A 21568-nucleotide genomic window follows, 5' to 3' on the forward strand; every position below is an offset into this window, starting at 1 on the left:
GTAGCAATATGAACAACGAATTTCCGAACGATTTTTTATGGGGCGGTGCGGTTGCGGCGCATCAGCTAGAAGGCGGCTGGGATGCGAATGGTAAAGGTGTGAGTGTAGTTGATGTGTTAACGGCAGGCGCTCACGGAGTACAGCGCCGAATCACCGATGGTGTGATTGATGGTGAAAACTACCCAAACCAAGTGGCTGTTGATTTCTACCACCGCTACAAAGAAGACATTAAGTTATTCGCTGAGATGGGCTTTAAGTGTTTCAGAACCAGTATCGCGTGGACGCGTATTTTCCCTAATGGTGATGAAGCCGAGCCGTGTGAAGCGGGTTTAGCGTTTTACGATGATCTGTTTGATGAGCTTCTGAAATACGATATTCAACCAGTGGTGACGCTGAGCCACTTTGAAATGCCTTACCATTTAGCCAAAGAGTACGGCGGTTGGATGAACCGAAATGTGATCGACTTTTTCGTTAAATACTCAACTACAGTGATGGAGCGTTATAAGCACAAGGTGAAATACTGGATGACGTTCAATGAAATCAATAACCAGATGAACACCTCGGCAGATATCTTTGGTTGGTTATGCTCTGGCGTGAAATTCCCACAGTGCGAAAAGCCGCAAGAAGCCATGTATCAAGCGGTCCACCACCAGTTTGTGGCAAGTGCTTTAGTGGTTAAGAAAGGTCACGAAATTAACCCAGATCTTCAAATCGGCGCAATGTGTGCGATGGTGCCTTTCTATTCTCGTTCTTCTAAACCAGAAGACATTATGGTGGCACAGCAAGCGATGCGTGACCGCTACTTCTTCTCTGATGTGATGGTGCGTGGTCACTATCCAAATTACGCTAAGCGTGATTGGGCAATCAAAGGCTTCAATATTGAAATGCAGCCTGAAGATGAGCAGATCCTAAAAGAAGGTAAGGCTGATTACTTAGGCTTTAGCTACTACATGTCGAATACCTTGGATTCTTCTTCGCATCAGCCGACTGAAGAGGCGATGGACGGCGGCCATGAAAACTCGGTCGATAATCCGTTTATCAAGTCGAGCGATTGGGGCTGGCCGATTGACCCAACCGGTCTGCGTTTCTGTTTAGCGTCTCTTTATGAGCGCTATGAAGTGCCATTGTTCATCGTCGAAAATGGTTTCGGTGCTGTTGATAGCATCGAAGAAGATGGCAGCATTAACGATGACTACCGCATTGCTTATCTTGGTGATCACATCAAAGAGATGAAAAAAGCAGTGGCGATCGATGGCGTTGATCTCATGGGTTACACCCCTTGGGGCTGTATCGATTTGGTATCATTCACTACCGGTGAAATGAAAAAGCGCTACGGATTCATTTACGTAGATAAGCACAATGATCAATCCGGTTCTTTAGAGCGTAAGCGCAAGAAGTCGTTCGAGTGGTATAAAGGCGTGATTGCATCTAACGGTGCCACTATTTAGAATGCGTTTTGCTGCGTAGTACACGCAATACAAAGTTACACGCAATATGAATTAACATTAAATTAGTCGGCTTATGTCGGCTAATTTTTTATATGAGGAAAAGAAGCTCATGGTCACCATGCTTGATGTCGCGAACCGCGCAGGGGTATCTAAATCGACGGTTTCTCGTGTCTTAAATGGCAAGAATATCGTGCGCCCAGATGTGGTGAAAAAGGTATTCGATGCGATTCAAGAAACGGGTTATCGCCCGAACTTGTTGGCTCAACAACTGGCAACTAAGAAGACCAATTTCATCGGTTTTGTGATCACAAATGAGTTGTTCAATGGCCCTTACTTTTCTTCCTTGATGTATCACGCTGCGTCATACAGTGAGAAGTCGAATCACCAATTGGTGATCACCGACGGTAAGCACAGTGCGGAAGACGAAATAAAGGCGATCAATTTCCTACTCGATATGAAGTGCGCGGGCATCATCATTTATCCGCAGTGCTTAACCGAAAGCGAGATTGCAAAGATCATCGAAAGTACGAATACACCGATTTTGGTGCTCAACCGTGAAATGCCGTCGAAGCCTAATCATGCCATCACCACAGATCATTATCAGAGCGCTTGTTTGATGGTTGAACACATCATCGAGCAAGGCCATACAGACATTGCAGTCATTCGTGGTAAAGCCGGTTCTTCAACCGATGAGCTGCGTTACCAAGCCTATCAAGATGTGTTAACTAAACATGGTATTGCATTGAATGAGTCCAAAGTTGTTCAGGGTGATTGGACGATGGGGAGCGGTTACCGTGCCGCGCAAGCTTTAGTGGAAAGTAAAGTAAGCTTCACTGCGATCTTGTCTGAAAACGATGACATGGCGATTGGCGCGATTAAAGCGTTAACCGAACTTGGGTATTTATTGCCTAATGATGTTTCTATCGTCGGTTTTGATAACAGCAAAGTAGGTGCATTTTTAACACCAAGCTTAACGTCTGTAAGCGTGCCATTAGAGCAAATGACGCAAAAGGCGATCCTCAAAATTGTAGGAGATATCGAACAAGTTGAATCGATCAGCACTACCGGAAGTTTAGTTCTGCGCGATTCGGTTGCCCCGCGTGTCTAGGCTTACTTAACTGTGATTGAGTTCCATATTTTACCCACAAAAAGTGACGAGCTGCGCATCCCTGAAATCAAGCTCAAACACTCCTTATTCACTGTTATTTAGATGTGCGATATTGCTTTTTTTGGTAGTTGAATTGACCGCCATTAGGTAAGTAGTGTGAAACTAGATAAGTAATTTAAAAACAGGTAAGTAACGTGAAAACAGAAAAACAAAAAATGCTAGCAGGCGAACCTTATCAGGCTTGGGATAAAGAGTTGTACTCGGCGCGAATTGAGTGCCGAAAAGTGCTTCAAAAACTCAATAACAGTATTCCAGACACACCCGAATGGGAAGCCGCAACTCAAGAGCTCATTCCGGGCTGTGAAAATGCGCACTTAGAACCGCCGTTTCGTTGTGATTACGGCTCAAACATCAAGCTGGGTAAGAATTTCTACGCTAACTTTAACTGTGTGATTTTGGATGTGGCTGAAGTGACCATTGGTGACAATGTGCTGCTTGGTCCGAACGTTCAAATCCTTACTGCAGGCCACCCACTAGATGTGAAAGGCCGTGTTGAAGAAGGCGTGGAGTTTGGCACACCAATTACCGTTGGTGACAATGTTTGGCTCGGCGGCGGTGTGATCATCTGCCCCGGCGTGAACATTGGTAAGAACAGTGTGATTGGTGCAGGCAGCGTGGTGACTAAAGACATCCCAGATAATGTGGTTGCGGTAGGTAACCCGTGTAAAGTTTTGAAGCCGATTGATAACGAGTAATATCGATATTTAATAAACAAAGCCCGAACCTAGGTTCGGGCTTTGTTTTTCTATTCTTGCTAGATGCTAGATGCTAGATGCTAGATGGAACAGCTTGCTGTGCTTGCTTCTTATCTAACGCACCGCTGAATCGAGTCAGTCCAAGAGCGACTAAAACAATCACAGCACCTACCCAAGGGGTGTTCATTAATCCAGATTTCGCGACAATCAAACCACCGCCCCATGAACCTAATGCAATGCCAACGTTGAAGGCTGCAATGTTCAATCCAGAAGCCACGTCGACTGCGTCAGGTGTGTATTTCTCTGCCAGCTTAACCACGTAAACTTGCAAGCCTGGAACGTTACCGAACGCGAATGCACCCCAAACCAAGATGGTCGCAACAGCTGCGTAAGGGTTTACTGCGGTAAAGTTGAATACCACTAATACTGCAGCTAAACCTGAGAAGATAACGGTCAGCGCTTTAATTGGGCCCATCTTATCGGCCATTTTACCGCCCCATATGTTACCTACCGCTACTGACACACCGTAGACCAACATGATTAGGCTGATAGAGCTTGAATCAAACCCTGATACGTTTTCAAGTATTGGAGCTAGGAACGTAAAGGCTGTGAATGTACCGCCATAGCCGAGTGCTGTGATAGCGTAAACCAAGAGTAATCGTGGTTGAGTTAGAACTTTTAGTTGCGCCGAAATCTTAGCCGCTGGTGGTTGTTTAAGGTTGCTTGGAACCAAGATAGCGCTACCGATAAGAGCAATAAGACCAAGCAATGCAACGATCAAGAAGGTCGCTTGCCAGCCAAAACTTTGGCCGATATAAGTGCCCAGTGGTACGCCTGTAACCAATGCAACAGTTAAACCTGTAAACATGATGGCACTGGCAGCTTTATCTTTTGAAACCAAACCTGTCGCGATGGTTGAGCCAATAGAGAAGAACACACCATGGGCAAGACCAGTCAAAATTCGTGCGGCGATCAGCGTGCTATAGCCTGGAGCCTGCCACGCCAGTAAGTTACCGACAACAAATAGCGACATTACGGATAACAACACCACTTTACGGTTCCATTTTCCCGTTAACGCCGTAAGCACTGGTGCACCAATAGCAACGCCAAGCGCGTATAAACTGACTAATAGACCTGCCGATGGCAGAGATACATTTAAGTCGCTCGCCATGGTAGGGATTAAGCCTACGATGACAAATTCGGTGGTTCCGATGGCAAAGGCGCTGAGCGTCAATGCAAGTAATGCTAATGGCATAATCATCTCTCTTACTATGTTTTGTTAAATACCGAGCGCGATAAAATGGGGCAGCTTGTGACTGCAATAGGTGCGCTTCGTTTGATGGCGAGGATTATCTAGCAAAATATATTTGTGAAAAATATCGCTATTAACAAATAACCTTTGTGATATTTGCAATAATTGAAGAGTTAGACGATCATAAAAAATAAGTGGATGAAAGTTCAAAGAAACGGATGATTTGAGCTGTGATGAGCACTAGCGAAAGGAGCATAACTAAAATGAAAATAACGAAGGAGCCTCATGCTAACCCGTTCAGATGATTTAGAAATGGTACTCACTGTGGTCGATGCTGGTGGGTTCTCTGCAGCGGCAGAAGCATTAGACGTGCAAGTGGCCAAGGTATCTCGCTCGGTGAGTAAGGTTGAGTCGCAACTCGGTGTCTCAATATTCAACCGAACAACGAGGCGCGTGGAGTTAACGGATGAAGGGCGGCAGTTTGTCGATTCAGTAAGGTTGGGGTTACAGATGATCCATAGCGCAGAAGAGGAAATTGTGTCGCGCGGAGAATTACCCAAAGGTCGTTTAAGAGTCGATGCGGCAAGCCCATTTTTTTTTCATCAATTGGTGCCTTTGGTGCAGTCATTCAAAGAAGCTTATCCAGACATTGAATTGGAACTCACTTCCAACGAGGGCTTTGTTGATCTTCTAGAAAAGAGAACCGATGTTGCGATTCGAATCGGTAAGTTATCTGATTCAACACTTCATGCCCGCCCGCTAGGCAAAAGTTTGCTCCACATTGTTGCATCGTCTGATTATCTCGCTAAGCGTGGGGTGCCCACTAAGCCAGAAGATTTGAGTTCGCATCAAATCGTCGGTTTTGCAGGAAACAAGGTACTTAATTACTGGCCTTTGCCAAACCAAAGCTATGTCGCGCCAACTGTGACAGCCAGTAATGGCGAAACAGTGCGTCAGCTCGCACTCACTGGAAATGGGATTGCTTGTTTGTCGGGGTTTATGGTGCAGGAAGATATGGCAGCAGGGCGTCTGATCCCTATTTTGGAACAAGATAAACTTGCCAATACAGACCGAGAACGAGTGAATGCCGTTTACTATAAGTCGTCTTCTGTTTCTAAACGAATCTCGGCGTTTATTGATTTTATTCAACCAAGATTAAGCCTCTAACAAGAAACAAGAGGTGTCACTGGCCGCCTGGGAGCTGGAGCAAGGAGTGCTAGCTCAGTTAGCTACAATAGCTCGCTTCAGAAATCAGATCTCTTAGCCAGCGATGCCCTATGTCATCGTGTTGAGCTGGATGCCAAAACATCGCGACGTTTACACTTTCTGAAATGAAATCACAGGGTAGGAGTTTTAAATCTGAATGTTGAAGGTATTTATTAAGTAACCGCTTCGGGAACAAACAAACATGGTGGCTATTTTCAATGATACTCATCATTTCAACGATGCTATTCGCGCTCCACGCTATATCTCGTTGTTTCAGGATATCACCATAATCCAATCCTTTGTCGTGTAAATAAGGTTGTTTCTGATTGGATGTGGTGTGCACGACATGCTTTTCTGACAAAAATTGCTCAATTGATACTGTTGGGTTTGTTAAGCGAGGGTGGTTTACGTGACATAAAACACATAACTCTTCTCGTAAGATCTCTTCAGATTTGAGTCCAGGATATTGCCCATGATCAATATCTATCGACAAGTCATAGTGGTTTCTGAGCAATGAACTCATGTCTTTGTGCGCTAGGTTTGAATCCGCCTTAACTTTTACCTTAGGAGCTTGCGTAAATATAAGATTCGAAACAACAGAAAGAATACTCAGTCCGAATACAGATGCAGTTGAAATCATGAACTTTCGGGAACTGGTTTCTGGATTAAAGTTTGAAAGAGGTGGGGCTGTGAGTTTGATTTGATGAACCGCGGTGGACAGTTGGGGATAAATACTTTTAGCTAGCTTGCTAGGGGAAACACCATGACTTTCACGAAAGAAAAGAGGATCATCAAACAGAATTTTAAGCTTATGGATACTTTGGCTCACAGCGGGTTGGCTCATGTTTAAACGATGAGCGGCTTTACTAAGGCTTAGTTCTTCCATAACAGCAACGAATATGGGTATTAGGTTGAAATCTGAGTGCTTCATAAGTCGGTCTAGATTTGAGGTTATGAACAAATATCATGGACTTTGTATGCTAGTCAGTGACTAGTGGGGGTACCATTTAGTCGAGAGTATTACAATTTTGACTCTGTTTTGTAGACTTTGCAGTCGTTTATACAAAGTCTAAGTAGCTATGTCTAAATGTAACTTTGCACTAAGTTTCGCCCTTGTCTCTTAGCTCGGTAAAGCATCTCATCTGCAATTGATACGACCTCTTCAATAGGTTGGTTAGGTAACAATACCGCGAGTCCTAATGATGCTGATATACCTCCCCTAGACATGATATGAAGCTGTTCATCTTCAGCAATTTTCTCTCTCAGTCTCTCGGCTAATTTCTTAGTATCAGACAGAGTCTGAGATTTAACGATGACAATGAACTCATCCCCGCCAATGCGGTAGCATTCGTCATTGCTTCGTACATTATCGGCCAAAATACTTGCAACTCTGATGAGGATATCGTCTCCGGTTGGGTGGCCATATTGATCATTGATATCTTTAAAATAATCGAGGTCGATAACAATCACGCAGATACACGCATGTTTAAGGTGGTCGTGCTTTAATCTTACGTTTGCTGATTGTAAATAGGCTCGATTCTTTAGCCCAGTTAAGGCGTCTGAAGCCAGTTTTATGTTGGTATTGTGTTGATATTTTGCAAAAGTCGCCAAGAGAATATAGCTAGCAAGAAGAAGTAATAGGATCTCTACGAGGCTTTGCAGCTCATTTTTTAGCTCGATAGCTGAACTTGTCATATCATCGAAGATGAGTACATTTCCATTGAAAACTGGTAACGGTACTTTAATCAGATGAAAGTACCGATTTTTCCGCGAGTCTAATTGGTATAAATCGAGTGAAAGCAGGGATACAGGTGTTACTTTGAGGTATGTTTTTTCTGAATCAGGTGATAAGGAAGAGGAAAAGACAATGCGAATGGGTTTTCCTGAAAGTAGATAATATTGATTTTTTTGGTCTTGAAGTATTATGTTTTGTGCATTTGAAGGGGAGATCTTTTCAAAATAATAATTTAAATTGAAGCGACTTTTTACATCATGTAAAAAATCTTTGCCTACCTTCCCAGCGTTAGATTCTTTACTTTCTAAAAACGTGGATTTTTCAAGGTCAGCAAGAATTTTTTTTAAAAAAGAGAGGTTGTAATCGATATTATTTATAATTAGGTTTGAGATTAAGTCCTCTCTTTTCCCTTTTTCGAATTCTATTGTTTTTACCAAGCTATGAATACTATTGTAGTGGAATAACAGTATTAGTAAGCTTAGTGAAGATATCAGTATGTTCCTTTTGATAATCAGAAAGTTAAGAATATTCATGATGGTTTATCCTTTAACCATTAATTAACTGACAACTTGAAGTCGATTCAATATCATTTGCTAATTTTAAGAGTAAACTCCTCGGTAGTGACAATTGATAGTCCATTGAGATTGAGAAAATCTCGATATCAGTTGGTTTTGACTATGACAGTGAGTCTTATGAAGAATACTCTTGATTTGAGTTCGTACGGTTTCCTTTGATACGTTTCTAATGCTGGATATCTCTGGCCCAGTAAACCCTTTTATCAATAACTCTAAAACGTTGAATTCTGATTTGGTTAACGTTGAAGTAATATCTATGTTCTTAGGTTCGGAGTACTTTTTCCAGTAGCGCAACATAGTGTTGTGGGCAACCCATGAGTTGGACCAGGCTGTCATGATATCAGCTACCAGTTGTAAGTGCTTGGTTTGAGGTTCAGATAATGATTCAACACTGTGAAAGATAGCTACCATTCTATGATCGTAGTTTAGCTGAGAAAAAACAGAGTATTGGCTCAGTTTATTGGTGATGATTGACAGCTTTTTGTGATCAAATATACGATTTTCCAAAACATTGTCATAGGTAAAGTGCAAAATGTTTTTCTCATGGCAAGTGGCTGCGTCTAGATAGATCTCAATGCTCTCCGATATTCTTCTGTTAATGGATATTCTATTTGAAATACTCTCCAAACTTTCAAAAACGATGTCCTTACCTTCGGACAAAATGATTAGGCTCACATGTTCAACTCCAACTTTTTCTAGTCCTTCACGAACTTCACTTTCCAGCTCGTTCGGAAGATAGGAGATATTTTGATTTGTCAATTCGTTATTATTTTTTATAGACATATTGTAGCCAACACTCGTTGAATTAATGATTTATACTATGCGTCTTTTATATTTGTTCATTTTACTTAGTTGTTATCATCACCCTAATGGGTGAAGTTTTAATAAAACTTTATCAAGTGATGAATTAACTGATTGAGATCAAATTGAATGTGATTTTATTTGTTTTTATGATCATCTATAAATGAGGTTTATTCAACAGTGTATTCCTAATATCAGATATAAGTATGGACTATAAATTTGTTGTTCCTATGATGATGAAAAACATTATTCTAATTAGAACTGTAGTCTAAAAATTGTCTGTTTTGTTCTACTGGGGATTAACATAGTGGACTGAAATTGGGAAGTGACTGTCGATGCCACCTATATTTTTGTGCGAATACCACTCAATGGTTGCTCCGATCCTTATGTTTTTGCACCCGGATACTGGTAATTGACCTTCCCAGTTGTTCAAATTGCTAGTGAAATCTCCTATGGAGATTGAACTCGCTTTGATTGATTTCAAATTAACCTGAGTTGGCAATTCGAGTTGAAATTTATGGTTAGGTTCGCCACATAAATAGAACAGAGCTGGCTTAATTCGCTCCAATGCTCTTATGTTTCTTTCGATGACTTGCCCGGACGGAGAAATGGTAATTGTGCCCTTTAGGTTTCCATTTCTTATGAGTCTTCCAAAATCGAAACTCTCGACTTGTTTCAATTGAAGCCTCTTTAAATGGCGCTCTGCAGTGTCAATAGAGGCATGTGTATTGGTAATCAGTACAAAAACAGAAAAAAACAAAGTCAAGCTCTTGATGGTTTTCATAACAATTCTCCTGATTCGCTCACGGCTCGAAGTACGTTTTCATCTGGGTCGTTTATAACGGGTGAATCGTAGAGCCAAGGCTTCATGCACTCTTTGTTAAGAATGCATGGATCTGTTAATGCATGAAGGAATGCTTCTATATCTTCAATCTCGTTATCAGTTAGAGTGACCGAAATTGGATGTTTTTGTTCAAACGCTTGACGTGCAGAAAGCGACTGTTGGGTTCGTTCTTTAACCAAAGGGTAGAGTTCCATACAGTCCTCTAAACGAGATAGTTGGGAGCTTTGACACCATTGATGCTCCAGAAAATACGTAGAAGATGATAGTGATGGGTTGGCAGAATAAGTAATCACTTCCTTTAGACTGTTGAAACTTCCAGCATGACCGTAAGGAGCTGTATGAGCCACGTTCAGCAGTGTCGGTGTACGGAACTTGTAGATGTCTTCAATATCATTTGTTACTCGGTATCTTCCAAAATCATCGGTATTTCCATTACTGTCTGCAACGCCATCTCCTTTTCCATGGCCAATTTGTGGAAAGCCTAACGGGTGGAACTTTTCATCGGAAAACAAAAGGCCACTATGGCAATTTGCGCAGTGTGCACCTCCATTTTGTTTTTCTGCATAGAAGAGAATCGCCCCGTGCTTTTGTTGTGTTGTGAGTGCAGATATGTCCCCTTTTAAGTAAGCAAACCATGGGTTATCAACAAAGAGCATTGTTCGTTGGAAAGCGCTTAAGGCTAATTGAATATTTGCAGGGGTGATGACTTCACTTGCGCTTGCCGAAGGTCGGTTGAAGGCCGTACGAAACATATCGGGCCAATGGCTGAAGGCAAGCTGAGGATCCCCATAATCAGGAACGTCAGCTAGCCGCTTGGCAAGGTGTTTTCGTAGTTCATCATTCGTTGCCATTTGTTTAAAATGTCCACGCATCTCCTCTGAGGACGTCACAGGAAAAGCCGCTTGGGCGAATAACAGCTCGTCACCGGCGTTGAGATCAGGTTGGCCATCGGGGGTATTAATTTGTTTTAGCCCAACGTTGTGGACAACTTCAACTCGTCCGTCCCAGAACAGAGTTTGTTCCCAAAGCGCGATATTGAAAACGGTCAGCGCATTTCTAGGTACTGTAGGTGCCGAACGATCAGTCGTTGTCCTCCCTACGCCTAACAGATTGGGTAGCTCTGCTCCGACACCTACAGACAGGCTTAAATCATCCCCACCTCCAAGTAACGGATGGTGGCAGGTTACACAAGCGCTATCTTCTTCTCCACCTAAGGATTTGCTATAAAACAGTGCTTTCCCCAGTTGGGCGATTGGGGAATTTATGTCGGGAACGGACAAATTAATTAAAGGGCTAAGGGACAGTTCGTTCTTTTCTATGAGTGATCCTAATTGTATATCTTTATTATTTGTCGATTCATTATCTGAGCATCCAGCGATAAGAATAAAGATGCTAGAAATAATAAATAAATAACACAAAGATACTTTCGAGTTTATTGTCAATACTGCAATTGAACTAACCATAGCGCACCTAACGTAAGATAATTGCCATGCTTAAATATTAATTATTTCTGATTATTTTAAATCACCCGAAAAGGGTGATGAAAATTTAATGGATGATTCCATAATTCATAGTGTCAACAGTTTGATTGACATTACAATAAGTAGGAAATAAGGAAATTTATTATGAAAAATAAATATATCGTTGTCAGTATGGGTTTGGCTTTAGCTTCTTCTTCTTTTGTCGCTAATGCTAATTGGGATTCATCAAGCGCAAATGCAACGGTGACTGCAGATGTGTTAAACCAGCTTACAGTGTCAGCACCAACAAATGGTAACAATGGTGCACTTGGTAAAGTGTTAATTGATACACAAACAAAGGCACAGTTAGACTTCAACGTTGAAGCGACGAAAGGTTATGAGCTTCAGTTCCAAGCCATTGTTCTAGATGGTTGTCAGGATATTGGCGATGCTATGGGAGAAGATGGTGCCGTTGTGCTTGATGAGCCAGATGCCTATAACATGACTCCTACGCAAGATGACTTCATGGAGCCTGTTCACTATACATACCATTCGCCTAAAGTCGCTAAAATTGGCGCAGAATGTATGGTTAATCTGGCTGCCACATATATGTGATGACAAAGTTATTGACATTAATAGTGCGAGATTACGTGACATTATACGTGAATAAGCGCAGATAACATTAAGGATAGTGTTATGAACAAATTATTAATTGCTATAGCCGTTGCATCATCAATTCCTATGCTTGCAATTGCTGAAGATAATGCTGACTGTGAAGTAGGTGGCGATGTTTTAAACCCTATTTCGTTAACTGAAAGCCAAGCAGCTTCGTTTGGTAAGTTTCCAGTTTCAAGTAAAGATCGTCATATCACTTTAAGTACTGATGGGAAAGTATATGAGGGCCTTTTGTTCTTGAAATCTGTGCCGGCAATTGGCGCTGTACCCGGTCAATTCAAGTACAAAGGAACAAAAGGACAGCGTTCTCAAATTGATATGGGCGCAATCGCGAGCTGTACTGGTGGTATTGCTACTTCTGAAGTAGCGGCTATATATCGTGCCCCTGTTGCAGGTGAAGAGTGGTGGAAATTGCCTTGGAAATATAACGGTGACGAGGAAGAGTTTTCATTCCCGGTTGGTGTCACCATGCGTATCGAGGGTGGTAAAACAGGCCATATCAACTGTAGCTATACGCTAACAGCAAAATATATTTAATCCATAAAAGGAGCTTCAAACTATTGAAGCTCCAATTCTATTATTTATAACTCAATATTACGCATATTAAGGAAGTATTATGTTTAATAAGTATGTAGTTATTTTGTTTTTATTCTGCTTTTCTACAATTATTCATGCTGGTGTCAGTTTAAGTCATTACCGAATAGAGTTTGAGCCTAATCAAAGATTACAGCATTTATATTTATTTAACCCAAGTGAGGAAGCCCAGACTTATCGTATTAGTCTTGTAGATATGGAGATGAAGCCCGATGGCAGGTTAGAACAATCCGAGGGTGTCAAAAACTCTGCCAAAAAATATGTAAGGATATCGCCAAGGCAGATAAAAATTGCGCCAAATGGAAATCAAACCATTAAATTACTAGCCAGAAATAGCCATAGATTAGATGTAGGAGAGCTTAGAAGTCACCTTCTGTTAACTGAGGTTCCCAAAGAGACTGCCAACGATATTAATCAAGCGCTTGAAAATAGTTTGGGTGATGATGAAGTCAGTGTTGGGCTGCACATGACGACGTCTTTATCTATTCCTGTCTTCGTTCGAAAAGTCCCATCAATTAATACCCAAGTTGCGCTAGATTCGTATTCTTTTATTAAAAAAGACAATCAGTTGTCATTGAGCATGCAGTTCAATCGATACGGTAATACGAGCGTGTATTCTGACATCGATGTTTATGCTGATAAGGATAACGAGCCTATTGCGATGCTCAGAAGTATGGGTTTTTACTATCCGCTAACTCAACGCACGGTTAACTTGAATCTGGATAAATGGGATGGGCATAGTCCGTTGAAGTTAGTTGTTAAGAGACACGAAACTGAGCAGATCTTTGTTAGTGAGGATCTTAGTTTAGTGTCCGCTCTCGCTGCTATACATTGATCAGCGGGGTGGCCAGCCATGAGGTGGTTTTGGGCGGAAGTGATTAATTATAAGCAGAGGTCACTTCTCGCTCTTTTTTCAAAGCTGCTAGTTCTCATTACGTTATGGCTCATATACATCATATCAGCTCAAGCGGTCGCTAATGAGCTGATAGATGATGAGCCCATAATTTTGGAACTACACCTTGCAAGAAGAGTGTTGAATGAAGCTGTGTTGGTGTATCCAAGAGAGGGGACATTACTAATCCCATTAGGGGAGCTATCTCGCTCTTTAAAGCTAGCGATTGATGTTGATCTGGGGGCAGGTGTAGCCGAAGGTTGGTTTATTCGAGAAGACCAAAGTTTTTCTCTAGATCTCGCGCGCAATGAAGTGATTGTTAATGACGATATTTACATCCTATCGGATGCTGATTATCTGAAAGAGTTTGATGACATATACATCAAAAAGGCTCTGATAGAAGAGTGGTTCCCTATCGATCTAGACTTAAAACTGTCAGATTTAGCTCTGTACGTGAATTCAAGAACGCCACTTCCTTTAGAACAACAAATAGAGCGTGAAAAAAGGGCAAGAAACCTGAGCAACAACAGTACTAATCAAGCGACATATCCTTTGATTGAAGGGGATTATCAGTGGTTGTCATTTCCATTAATGGATATCACGCTAGATACCTATCTTGACTCAAATAATCGTTGGGATACCGACTACAGTGTGTTTGCCAGTGGTGATTTAGCAAAGTTAACGAGTGAGTTCTATCTTGCAGGTTCGCTCTCAGAAGGAAGTGTAACGAGTAGTCGTTGGTCTTTGGGCAGACGTCACCCAGAAGATACAGGAATTTTGGGGACGACAGAGTTTCAGATCGGTGATGTCTTTACACCTAGTATCGAGCATCTTAGTAGTAGCTCTGAAGGTAGAGGCGTGTATTTAGCAAATACAGATTTATCCAGTGCGACAGAGTTTGATAGAACGACCTTACGTGGTTCATTGACTACGGGTTGGGAAGTTGAGCTGTACGTTAATAACCAATTAATAAGTATGCAGACAGCAAACGACCGGAATGATGGCTTATATGAGTTTTCAGACGTTAATTTGTTGTTTGGCCGCAATGAGATAAAACTTGTTTTTTATGGTCCAGAGGGGCAGCAACAAGAACAAGTTGACGTGATCTATATTGGTTCAGAGCAGCTAAGCCCAGGAAAATGGTCCTATCAAGTCGGGGTGAATCAAGCCGATGTTCCAGTCATTGATCTAACCAGCGTTGATCAGTATTCCGATCCAAATGGAGAGTTGCATTTCAGCACACGTCTTGAATACGGGGTTAGCCAGAATCTGACGATGAATTTTGGGTATGTCTCGCTTTACGATCAAGATGATCGTTTGCGACAGAACATGTTCAGTATCGGCGCTACGGGAGGGTTTTGGGGGCTATATAATCAAGTTAATTGGTTAGTAGATAATGACCAAAACAATGGGTTGGACTGGCAACTTCAAACTCGCTTGCTCTCGACTAATGTTAACCTCAAACATTTAGAGTTTTGGGGATTAGATACACAAGATTTGCCACGTGATGTCTATGAGTATGCTCGCCAATCTGAGGTTCGGTTAGATGATAGTTTTGGCCCTTTAGGGCTCAGTCTGACCGTTGGCCGTGAAGAATTGGAACAAAGAACGGATACGGATTATGCAAAAGACCAATATAGCGTGGAGCAACGAACCTCACTTTCGACAAGCTATTTTCAAACGTCAAACACTTTAAATTATGATTTGTATTATTCGCGCGAGAGTCAATTTAGTGGGGATGTTGCGTTGACTAAGCGTTTGTTTGATTGGACCTTTAGAACTTCGGTTGATTATGATCTAGAGCCAGAAAGCAATATCACTAGCTACAGCGTTGATGCAAGTTGGCGTTCACCCAACGGATACAGTGTTGGTATAGATACTAGCTATGATACAGAGAATGAGAGTACTGATTACGGTTTCCGTGTTAGTAAACGGTATAAGAATATTGATTTTGGTATTGAAGCCAATGGTGATGATGAAGGAGACTACGACGTGCACCTTTCGATGGCGTTTAGTGTAGGTTATGTCAATAAGACCAATCACCTATATGTTCGTTCTGACACGTTAGCGACGACTGGAGGGGTAGAAGTACGAGCCTTTAATGACTCTAATGGCAATGGAATATTTGATTCAAGCGAGCAATTGCTTTCAGATATAGCATTCAATAATGGCAAAGCTACCGAAAGCGGTGTGTTGTTAATGACAGACCTGAGCACAACCGAAAGCAAGAATATCTATATTGATGATCAAAAGATGCAGGATCCTTATTTATACCCAACGATTGAAGGTCTGAGTGCTTTAGGACGTCCCGGTATTATCCAAACTTTTGATTATCCGTTTATCGCTACTGGAGAAGTAGATGGTGACGCTTATTTGTTTAAGAATGGGGAGTTTCAACCGATCGCTGGGGCAAAAATTCAATTGGTTGATCAGAAAGGTCGAGTTATAAGTGAGCGCACTTCTGAATATGACGGCTTTTTCTTCATGGATAAAGTCCCTTTAGGTGACTATCGATTAAGGGTCGACCCAGAACAGGTACAACGCCTCAATCTAAAGCCAATCCCTGAGCATCAGATTACTCTACAAAATTCCGGTGACTTTGTAGGGCCAATCCGAATAGAGCTTGTTGTTAGCAATTGACCTTAGATATTGGCCCCGTTAAGTGCTTTTACTTAGTCCAATGGATTCGTTATAGCTGCGCTACCTTGTTGATAAATGCATGCCGGGAATGACAATCTGTTTTCATCATGATGTTCTTAATATGAGTCTTCACGGTGTTAAGACTAATAAACATTTGTGAGGCGATTTGCTTGTTACTGTATCCGTGCAACAGGTGATGCATGACAGCTTGCTCTTTTTTCGTAAGATCGAAACTTTTGGAGACAGTTTGAATAAACTCTTGATGGTAGTAATGATCTATCGTGTTGATGATGAAGTAGTCCAAGGCTCTACGTGGGAACCATAAACCGCCATTCAATGTAATATTAATAGCTTTCATTAAGTCGTTATTAGTACACCCGGTGTTCAATACCCCACGCCAACCATGCTGCAAATGCTCTATTAGCACTTCAACTTGACTAGTAGGACTATTGACTAAGAGGCAGATATCATTTGAGCAATTCTGGTTTGGGTACTGTTTTAGAAATCGCATTGCTGAGCTATCGTGCACGAGAAAGAGATGCTGATAACGGTCTTTCGTGTAAGTTGGAACCTGGTAAGGTGGCTTACTTTGATAACAAAGGCATATATGTTGTGTAATGTCTGACTCTTGAAGCGGGGTAAACCCAAGGATATGAAATACGATGTGGTCTTCTGGCGCTGTAATTTCCATATTAACTCGCTGACGTCCATATAAAATCTTGTATTCGGTATATGTCATCATATTTTTATGTAATTACATGCACATCACCCGATTGGGTTAGGTTAGACAGAATAGGCAGTGTAGATTGTTTTAGATCAATTTCTAACGTTATTAGGATGTGTTTTAAGCGTTAAAACCACCATTTATGCATAAAAATCGCCAATGCTGTTGAGTCCTTCGTTGGTTCTTGGGTTGGATAAGTTATCTGATTCAACACTTCATGCCCGCCCTTTAGGTAAAAGCTTACTCCACATCGTAGCGTCGCCTTATTATCTTGCTAAGCGTGGGGTGCCCACCAAACCAGAAGATTTAAGTTGGCATCAAATCATCGGTTTTGCAGGAAACAAGGTACTTAATCACTGGCCTTTGCCAAACCAAAGCTATGTCGCGCCAACTGTGACAGCCAGTAATGGCGAAACAGTGCGTCAACTCGCGCTTGCTGGAAATGGGATTGCTTGTTTATCGGGGTTTATGGTGCAGGAAGATATGGCAGCAGGGCGTCTGATCCCTATTTTGGAACAAGATAAACTTGCCAATACAGACTGAGAACGAGTGAATGCCGTTTACTATAAGTCGTCTTCTGTCTCTAAACGTATCTCGGCGTTTATTGATTTTATTCAGCCCCGTTTGAAGCTTTAGTTAAGGCAACCTTACGAACGTTACTCAAATGAAAAAGCCCCGCTGAAGTGCAGCAGGGCTTTCAAATCTTACTCGATAGCTTGTAAGCGTACTTACTCGTAAAAGGTTATTGGACTTTACTTAAGCAATCTTAGTCATCTCATTTAGGGTAAACGTTGCAACACTGCCTTCCGTTGCCGCCATGTATTCAGCAAGGTGAGTGTTACCCATGTGTGTTTGCCAAAGTTCGCGAGACATCCAGTTTTCATAGAAAGTGAAATGAGCAGGGTTTTCATTATCTTGGTGAAGGTCGTAGTTGATGCAGCCTTCTTCAGCGCGAGTAACATCTATCAGTTTTAGTAGCTCTGCTTTAACCAATTCAATTTTGTCTTCGTTAGCGATGATATTTGCGACGATAGTTAGTTGAGTCATGTTCGTACCTATATTATTTTTCACCGAAATGGTGATTTGTCTGTTTTTACAGCGCCACTCTTTGTTTATTGAGCTGCAGTCTGTGTCGATGGATAAATAATAGTCGGAATATTTGAAACGATAAACAGTGTGACATTTGAATTATTATCAAAAATTAATTGATAATAGTTTGTAGATTACGTGCTACCAGGCGTAGGTTAATGAAACTTTAAAAGCCGCCAGCCCATGCATCAAAATCGTCAATATTGTCGAGCTCTTCCTTAGTTCTTGGGGCACGGTAATAAGGCAGCGCCAATCTTTCAACGGAAGGTTGCAGTTCCCAATCTGGTGTAATCTTGAGTCGTGTTAACTCATCGTTGAGGCGAACAAACATGTAGTAGCCATCGGCATGTGTGTTCGCGTAACTCGCGATTGTTGCGATATCACCAGAAGGTAATTTTACATCTCGGCCGAGCGGGTAGAGCTGGTGAAGCGCGAAACTCACTTTAGGGTCTTCAAGCTTGCCTTGTTTAAAGCGCTCTAAACCTATTGCAGTTGAGGTAGTACGTGGCTTCCAACCTGTGAGGAACAAGCCACTCAAACTATCTTGGAAGGGTTTACCCTTTCGATTGCCTTCATTACTAATGAACTGAACCGTCAGTTTGTCTCCTGATTCTTCCAGAATTTCTAAAAACTGTTCACCAGTGCGATCGACTATAAGTTTCATAAGACCTAGATACCATTAAGAATGAGATACGATAAATGGTACTACTTTTGGGTAGTCTTGAATAGATGCGGCTGTTCGTGTGTAACGTGAACAATGATTTCGAAGTTGGTACAACCCGATTACCATTCTAGCGTTTACGTAGGTAGTGAGTGGTGACTATCTCGTCTAGGTGAGTCGTGACGCCTTTCAGTGTAAAGTTGAGAGGAGAAATTAAGTCACCAAATAATGGAGAACCACCACCAAGAACGATCGGAATCGTCGAGATGATCAGCTCATCAATCAAGTCTTCTTTCAGGAAATTTTGAATAGTCACGCCGCCATCAATATACAGATTGTTAAGGCCTTTGCTGTTCAGGTCTTCGATGATCTGAGTGAGTTCGCCCTTTATCAAGAAGACTTTGCCTTCGAGTTCCTTAGGCACTTCCGTCAACGTGTTACTCAATACATATACTGGTTTTGTGTAAGGCCAATCAATACCGAAGCTCAGCACCATCTCCATTGTGTTTCGGCCCATAACCAAAGCATCAATACGATCGATATGGGCGTTGTACCCCATGTCATTCCCCTCTGGATTTGGGATGGCTTGTAGCCAATCTAGACCACCTTGTTTGTCTGCAATGTAACCATCAAGACTCGCACCGATAAAGACAATATTTGACATTGTTAACTCCGAAATTGAACTGGAACTTGGCATTCTCACTGTATTAAATTAAAATATTCTACAGTGTAGAAATTTAGTTTAAGAGGTGGAGATATGACTGTCAAGGATCAAAAACGAGGTCGGCCCAAGAGTGGATCAAGTCAATTGAGTGCTGAAAAGATCTTAGAGACGGCAAAAAGCATGATGCGCGAAGGGGGTAAAGTACCGAGCATTAGAGGGTTAGCCACAGAGCTCGGTGTCGATGCTATGGCGATATACCATTACTTCAAAAACAAAAATGGCCTCTTAGAATCGATTACTGTCTCTTTGGTTAGTGAAGTGGCACTGCCTGAGCCAAACCAAGTGTGGCAAGAGAACCTTTATCAGCTTAGTGTGAGTTACCTATCGGTGTTGAATGACTACCGTGGTCTGCTAGAAACTCTGCTAACGATGAAGGCGCTTGGGCCTGTCGAGGTGTTTGGTGAGCGCTTTGCTGCGGTAGTGAATCCGCTGAATCTCACATCAGAACAAACCGAAGGTGCGCTTCATTTACTGGTGGACTATTTACACGGTTATGCGCTTGCATTGAACTGTAATCCAGACAGAACAGAGATTACGGTTGAGATGGTGAGAAAGCCGCTAGGCCTCTATTGTTTGGCCATCGAGCAATTGAAATCATCGTGATCTTGTAGCAAAGATTGATGTGTAAATAGGGGGATTTGGTGCTCTGTTCCCTACGATGAAGTCGCTAAGTTTTGCTTATACTGGATAATTACCTATAAATTTCAGGCTTTAGCAGTAATAATCAATGAATAGCCCTGAACAGTTTGTGAGTCGCAAGCTGTCGGGAGAGTTTCTAAAGACGTCATCGTGAAAAGGAAGTCAGACACATGCCTGTGCTCCAACGCATCAGCTTAACCTTATTATTAGTCGCTATTCTTGGCGGCTGTTCTTCGCTACCTGAAGGCATCGACCATCCCGCAGAACCTTACACCTCTCATGGACCAAGCACTTTATCGGTTTTAGCGGACGAATATCAACCCGTATCAGAGCAAGCGACTAGCGCTGTTCGTTTACAAGAATCCGGTTGGGATGCTTTAGCGCAGCGCTTAGCATTAGTTGAAAGTGCAGAGCACACCATTGATATTCAATACTACATTTGGAACTCTGACGAATCGGGCAGATACCTAGCCAGCCGTTTATTAGCAGCGGCTGATCGCGGCGTTAAAGTGCGGGTGATGCTAGATGATATCAATCTCAACGAACGTGAAGGGTTGTTATCGGCATTGGATGCACACCCGAATGTTGAGATTAGAATATTCAATCCAACACCCACACGCCGTGGCTTCAGTAAATGGCTAAGTTTCCTTGGCGACTTCTCTCGCTTAAACCGCCGCATGCATAACAAATCGTTTACCGTAGATGGCACCTTGTCTGTTGTTGGCGGGCGTAATATAGGTGATGAATATTTTGACCTTTCAGACGAGATCAATTTCCGAGATCGTGATGTATTGGTGATGGGCACAGTCGTTACCACCATCCAAACCAGTTTTATTGAATATTGGGACAGCCGTTGGTCTTATCCTGTCGCTATGTTGGGTGACGAGGAGCAACCGGATCTTTCAAAGATTGGCGATATCACCGTTCCAAAATACAAAAACTACCCTGAATTACCATTAAATAGTGAAGCAGCAGATAGCCTGTTGAAAGCGGTGCTTGGTGAGATGACTTGGGTGAATGCTCGTTTTGCTTACGATCGCCCTGTACCTGTCGATTCAGATAATACTAATGAACCCAAAGCAACGGCGGTTCTTTTAGGGCAACTAGCCAGTGAATCGAAACAAGAGATCTTGTTGGAATCGGCTTACCTTGTATTCGATGATGGTCAGCTAGATGAATGGCAAGTATTGAATAATAAGGGTGTCGAGATTAAGGCACTGACCAATTCAATGGCCTCTAATGATTTGGTGACCAACCACTCTGCTTATGCGGGTAGACGTTACGATATGTTGGATCACGGCATTGACCTGTTTGAGCTAAAACCAGAATCGAAGCTTTGTGAAGCATCGACTCATGACATATCTAAATGTGCGCCTGAGACGGCTTATGGCTTGCATGCTAAATCTGTCGTATTTGACCGCAGCATCGCGAGCATAGGCTCATTTAACTTCAACTTACGTTCTACCTACCTCAATACAGAATCAGTTTTGATCATCGAGAATAAAGAGATTGCTGAAACGTTAGCAAACACCATTGAGCAAGCCATGAGTGAAGATAATAGCTGGCGTTTAGAGCTTGAAGACGGTGATGTGTATTGGTATTCCGGTGAACAAAGTTGGGATAGTGAACCTGAAACCGGTAAGTGGGAACGAATGCAGTCAGGTTTCCTACAGTTACTGCCGATCGAGAAGTATCTGTAAGCTAATTGCCTCCGGATAAATAAAAATGTCAGCGCATAATACGCTG

General features: G+C 42.2%; 20 protein-coding genes and 1 pseudogene. 11 read left to right on the forward strand and 10 right to left on the reverse strand.

The genetic code is table 11. The features are described from left to right. Window positions 1-8 precede the first annotated feature (8 nt). From BCU75_RS11280 to BCU75_RS11290, 3 genes are all read left to right on the forward strand, one after another. Complete coding sequence (locus BCU75_RS11280; protein ID WP_102473909.1) at window positions 9-1448, forward strand: 6-phospho-beta-glucosidase; 1440 nt, start codon at window positions 9-11, stop codon at window positions 1446-1448. 109 nt (window positions 1449-1557) lie between these two features. After that, window positions 1558-2556: a LacI family DNA-binding transcriptional regulator gene (locus BCU75_RS11285; RefSeq protein ID WP_102473910.1), complete on the forward strand. Its 999-nt coding sequence runs from the start codon at window positions 1558-1560 to the stop codon at window positions 2554-2556. A gap of 194 nt (window positions 2557-2750) precedes the next feature. Beyond that, entirely contained in the window at window positions 2751-3311 is a 561-nt protein-coding gene (locus BCU75_RS11290) for a sugar O-acetyltransferase (RefSeq protein ID WP_102473911.1), read from the forward strand. Window positions 3312-3384: 73 nt separating this feature from the next. Here BCU75_RS11290 and BCU75_RS11295 read toward each other — a convergent pair whose 3' ends face one another. After that, a complete protein-coding gene (locus tag BCU75_RS11295; RefSeq protein WP_102473912.1) occupies window positions 3385-4566 on the reverse strand; it encodes an MFS transporter in 1182 nt (393 codons plus the stop codon). A 282-nt stretch (window positions 4567-4848) separates the two neighbouring features. Here BCU75_RS11295 and BCU75_RS11300 point away from each other — a divergent pair, with 282 nt between their 5' ends. Next, a complete protein-coding gene (locus BCU75_RS11300) occupies window positions 4849-5730 on the forward strand; it encodes a LysR family transcriptional regulator (RefSeq protein ID WP_102473913.1) in 882 nt (293 codons plus the stop codon). Window positions 5731-5788: 58 nt separating this feature from the next. On the opposite strand, the gene BCU75_RS11305 is transcribed toward BCU75_RS11300, so the two are convergent. From BCU75_RS11305 to BCU75_RS11325, 5 genes are all read right to left on the reverse strand, one after another. Continuing rightward, entirely contained in the window at window positions 5789-6700 is a 912-nt protein-coding gene (locus BCU75_RS11305) for a LysR substrate-binding domain-containing protein (RefSeq protein WP_102473914.1), read from the reverse strand. A 152-nt stretch (window positions 6701-6852) separates the two neighbouring features. After that, complete coding sequence (locus tag BCU75_RS11310; protein ID WP_102473915.1) at window positions 6853-8037, reverse strand: GGDEF domain-containing protein; 1185 nt, start codon at window positions 8035-8037, stop codon at window positions 6853-6855. A 66-nt stretch (window positions 8038-8103) separates the two neighbouring features. Further along, entirely contained in the window at window positions 8104-8862 is a 759-nt protein-coding gene (locus BCU75_RS11315; RefSeq protein ID WP_102473916.1) for a helix-turn-helix transcriptional regulator, read from the reverse strand. 307 nt (window positions 8863-9169) lie between these two features. After that, window positions 9170-9664: a DUF4402 domain-containing protein gene (locus BCU75_RS11320; protein ID WP_076679362.1), complete on the reverse strand. Its 495-nt coding sequence runs from the start codon at window positions 9662-9664 to the stop codon at window positions 9170-9172. Next, window positions 9661-11187 carry a cytochrome-c peroxidase gene (locus tag BCU75_RS11325; protein WP_102473917.1) on the reverse strand — a complete coding sequence of 509 codons (1527 nt, stop codon included), beginning with the start codon at window positions 11185-11187 and terminating at the stop codon, window positions 9661-9663. The genes BCU75_RS11320 and BCU75_RS11325 overlap by 4 nt, the downstream gene beginning before the upstream one ends. Before the next feature lie 162 nt (window positions 11188-11349). Between BCU75_RS11325 and BCU75_RS11330 the strand changes: the two genes are divergently transcribed. The 4 genes from BCU75_RS11330 to BCU75_RS11345 all read left to right on the forward strand — a co-directional run bounded on the left by BCU75_RS11330 (window position 11350) and on the right by BCU75_RS11345 (window position 15985). Next, complete coding sequence (locus tag BCU75_RS11330; RefSeq protein ID WP_076679364.1) at window positions 11350-11799, forward strand: hypothetical protein; 450 nt, start codon at window positions 11350-11352, stop codon at window positions 11797-11799. An 81-nt stretch (window positions 11800-11880) separates the two neighbouring features. Continuing rightward, the gene (locus BCU75_RS11335) at window positions 11881-12396 is read left to right on the forward strand and encodes a hypothetical protein (RefSeq protein ID WP_076679365.1); all 516 of its coding nucleotides are present in this window, start codon (window positions 11881-11883) and stop codon (window positions 12394-12396) included. Window positions 12397-12475: 79 nt separating this feature from the next. Next, a complete protein-coding gene (locus BCU75_RS11340) occupies window positions 12476-13288 on the forward strand; it encodes a fimbrial biogenesis chaperone (RefSeq protein WP_076679366.1) in 813 nt (270 codons plus the stop codon). A 171-nt stretch (window positions 13289-13459) separates the two neighbouring features. Further along, a complete protein-coding gene (locus tag BCU75_RS11345) occupies window positions 13460-15985 on the forward strand; it encodes a carboxypeptidase-like regulatory domain-containing protein (protein ID WP_133148291.1) in 2526 nt (841 codons plus the stop codon). 49 nt (window positions 15986-16034) lie between these two features. On the opposite strand, the gene BCU75_RS11350 is transcribed toward BCU75_RS11345, so the two are convergent. Next, the gene (locus BCU75_RS11350) at window positions 16035-16676 is read right to left on the reverse strand and encodes a response regulator transcription factor (protein WP_076679369.1); all 642 of its coding nucleotides are present in this window, start codon (window positions 16674-16676) and stop codon (window positions 16035-16037) included. Between the two features lie 225 nt (window positions 16677-16901). Here BCU75_RS11350 and BCU75_RS11355 point away from each other — a divergent pair. Then, a pseudogene (locus BCU75_RS11355) lies at window positions 16902-17345 on the forward strand (LysR substrate-binding domain-containing protein); the annotation flags it as partial. A 120-nt stretch (window positions 17346-17465) separates the two neighbouring features. Here BCU75_RS11355 and BCU75_RS11360 read toward each other — a convergent pair. The 3 genes from BCU75_RS11360 to BCU75_RS11370 all read right to left on the reverse strand — a co-directional run bounded on the left by BCU75_RS11360 (window position 17466) and on the right by BCU75_RS11370 (window position 19156). Then, the gene (locus BCU75_RS11360; RefSeq protein WP_076679371.1) at window positions 17466-17756 is read right to left on the reverse strand and encodes a putative quinol monooxygenase; all 291 of its coding nucleotides are present in this window, start codon (window positions 17754-17756) and stop codon (window positions 17466-17468) included. 208 nt (window positions 17757-17964) lie between these two features. Further along, complete coding sequence (locus tag BCU75_RS11365) at window positions 17965-18462, reverse strand: hypothetical protein (RefSeq protein WP_102473919.1); 498 nt, start codon at window positions 18460-18462, stop codon at window positions 17965-17967. A gap of 127 nt (window positions 18463-18589) precedes the next feature. Further along, window positions 18590-19156: a dihydrofolate reductase family protein gene (locus tag BCU75_RS11370; protein WP_102473920.1), complete on the reverse strand. Its 567-nt coding sequence runs from the start codon at window positions 19154-19156 to the stop codon at window positions 18590-18592. Window positions 19157-19216: 60 nt separating this feature from the next. On the opposite strand from BCU75_RS11370, the gene BCU75_RS11375 reads away from it, so the two are divergent. Further along, window positions 19217-19786 carry a TetR/AcrR family transcriptional regulator gene (locus tag BCU75_RS11375; RefSeq protein WP_102473921.1) on the forward strand — a complete coding sequence of 190 codons (570 nt, stop codon included), beginning with the start codon at window positions 19217-19219 and terminating at the stop codon, window positions 19784-19786. A gap of 206 nt (window positions 19787-19992) precedes the next feature. Then, the gene (locus tag BCU75_RS11380) at window positions 19993-21522 is read left to right on the forward strand and encodes a phospholipase D family protein (protein ID WP_102473922.1); all 1530 of its coding nucleotides are present in this window, start codon (window positions 19993-19995) and stop codon (window positions 21520-21522) included. Window positions 21523-21568 lie beyond the last annotated feature (46 nt).

The organism is Vibrio splendidus (genome assembly GCF_002873455.1).
In the GTDB taxonomy this organism is placed as follows: Bacteria; Pseudomonadota; Gammaproteobacteria; order Enterobacterales; family Vibrionaceae; genus Vibrio; species Vibrio splendidus_J.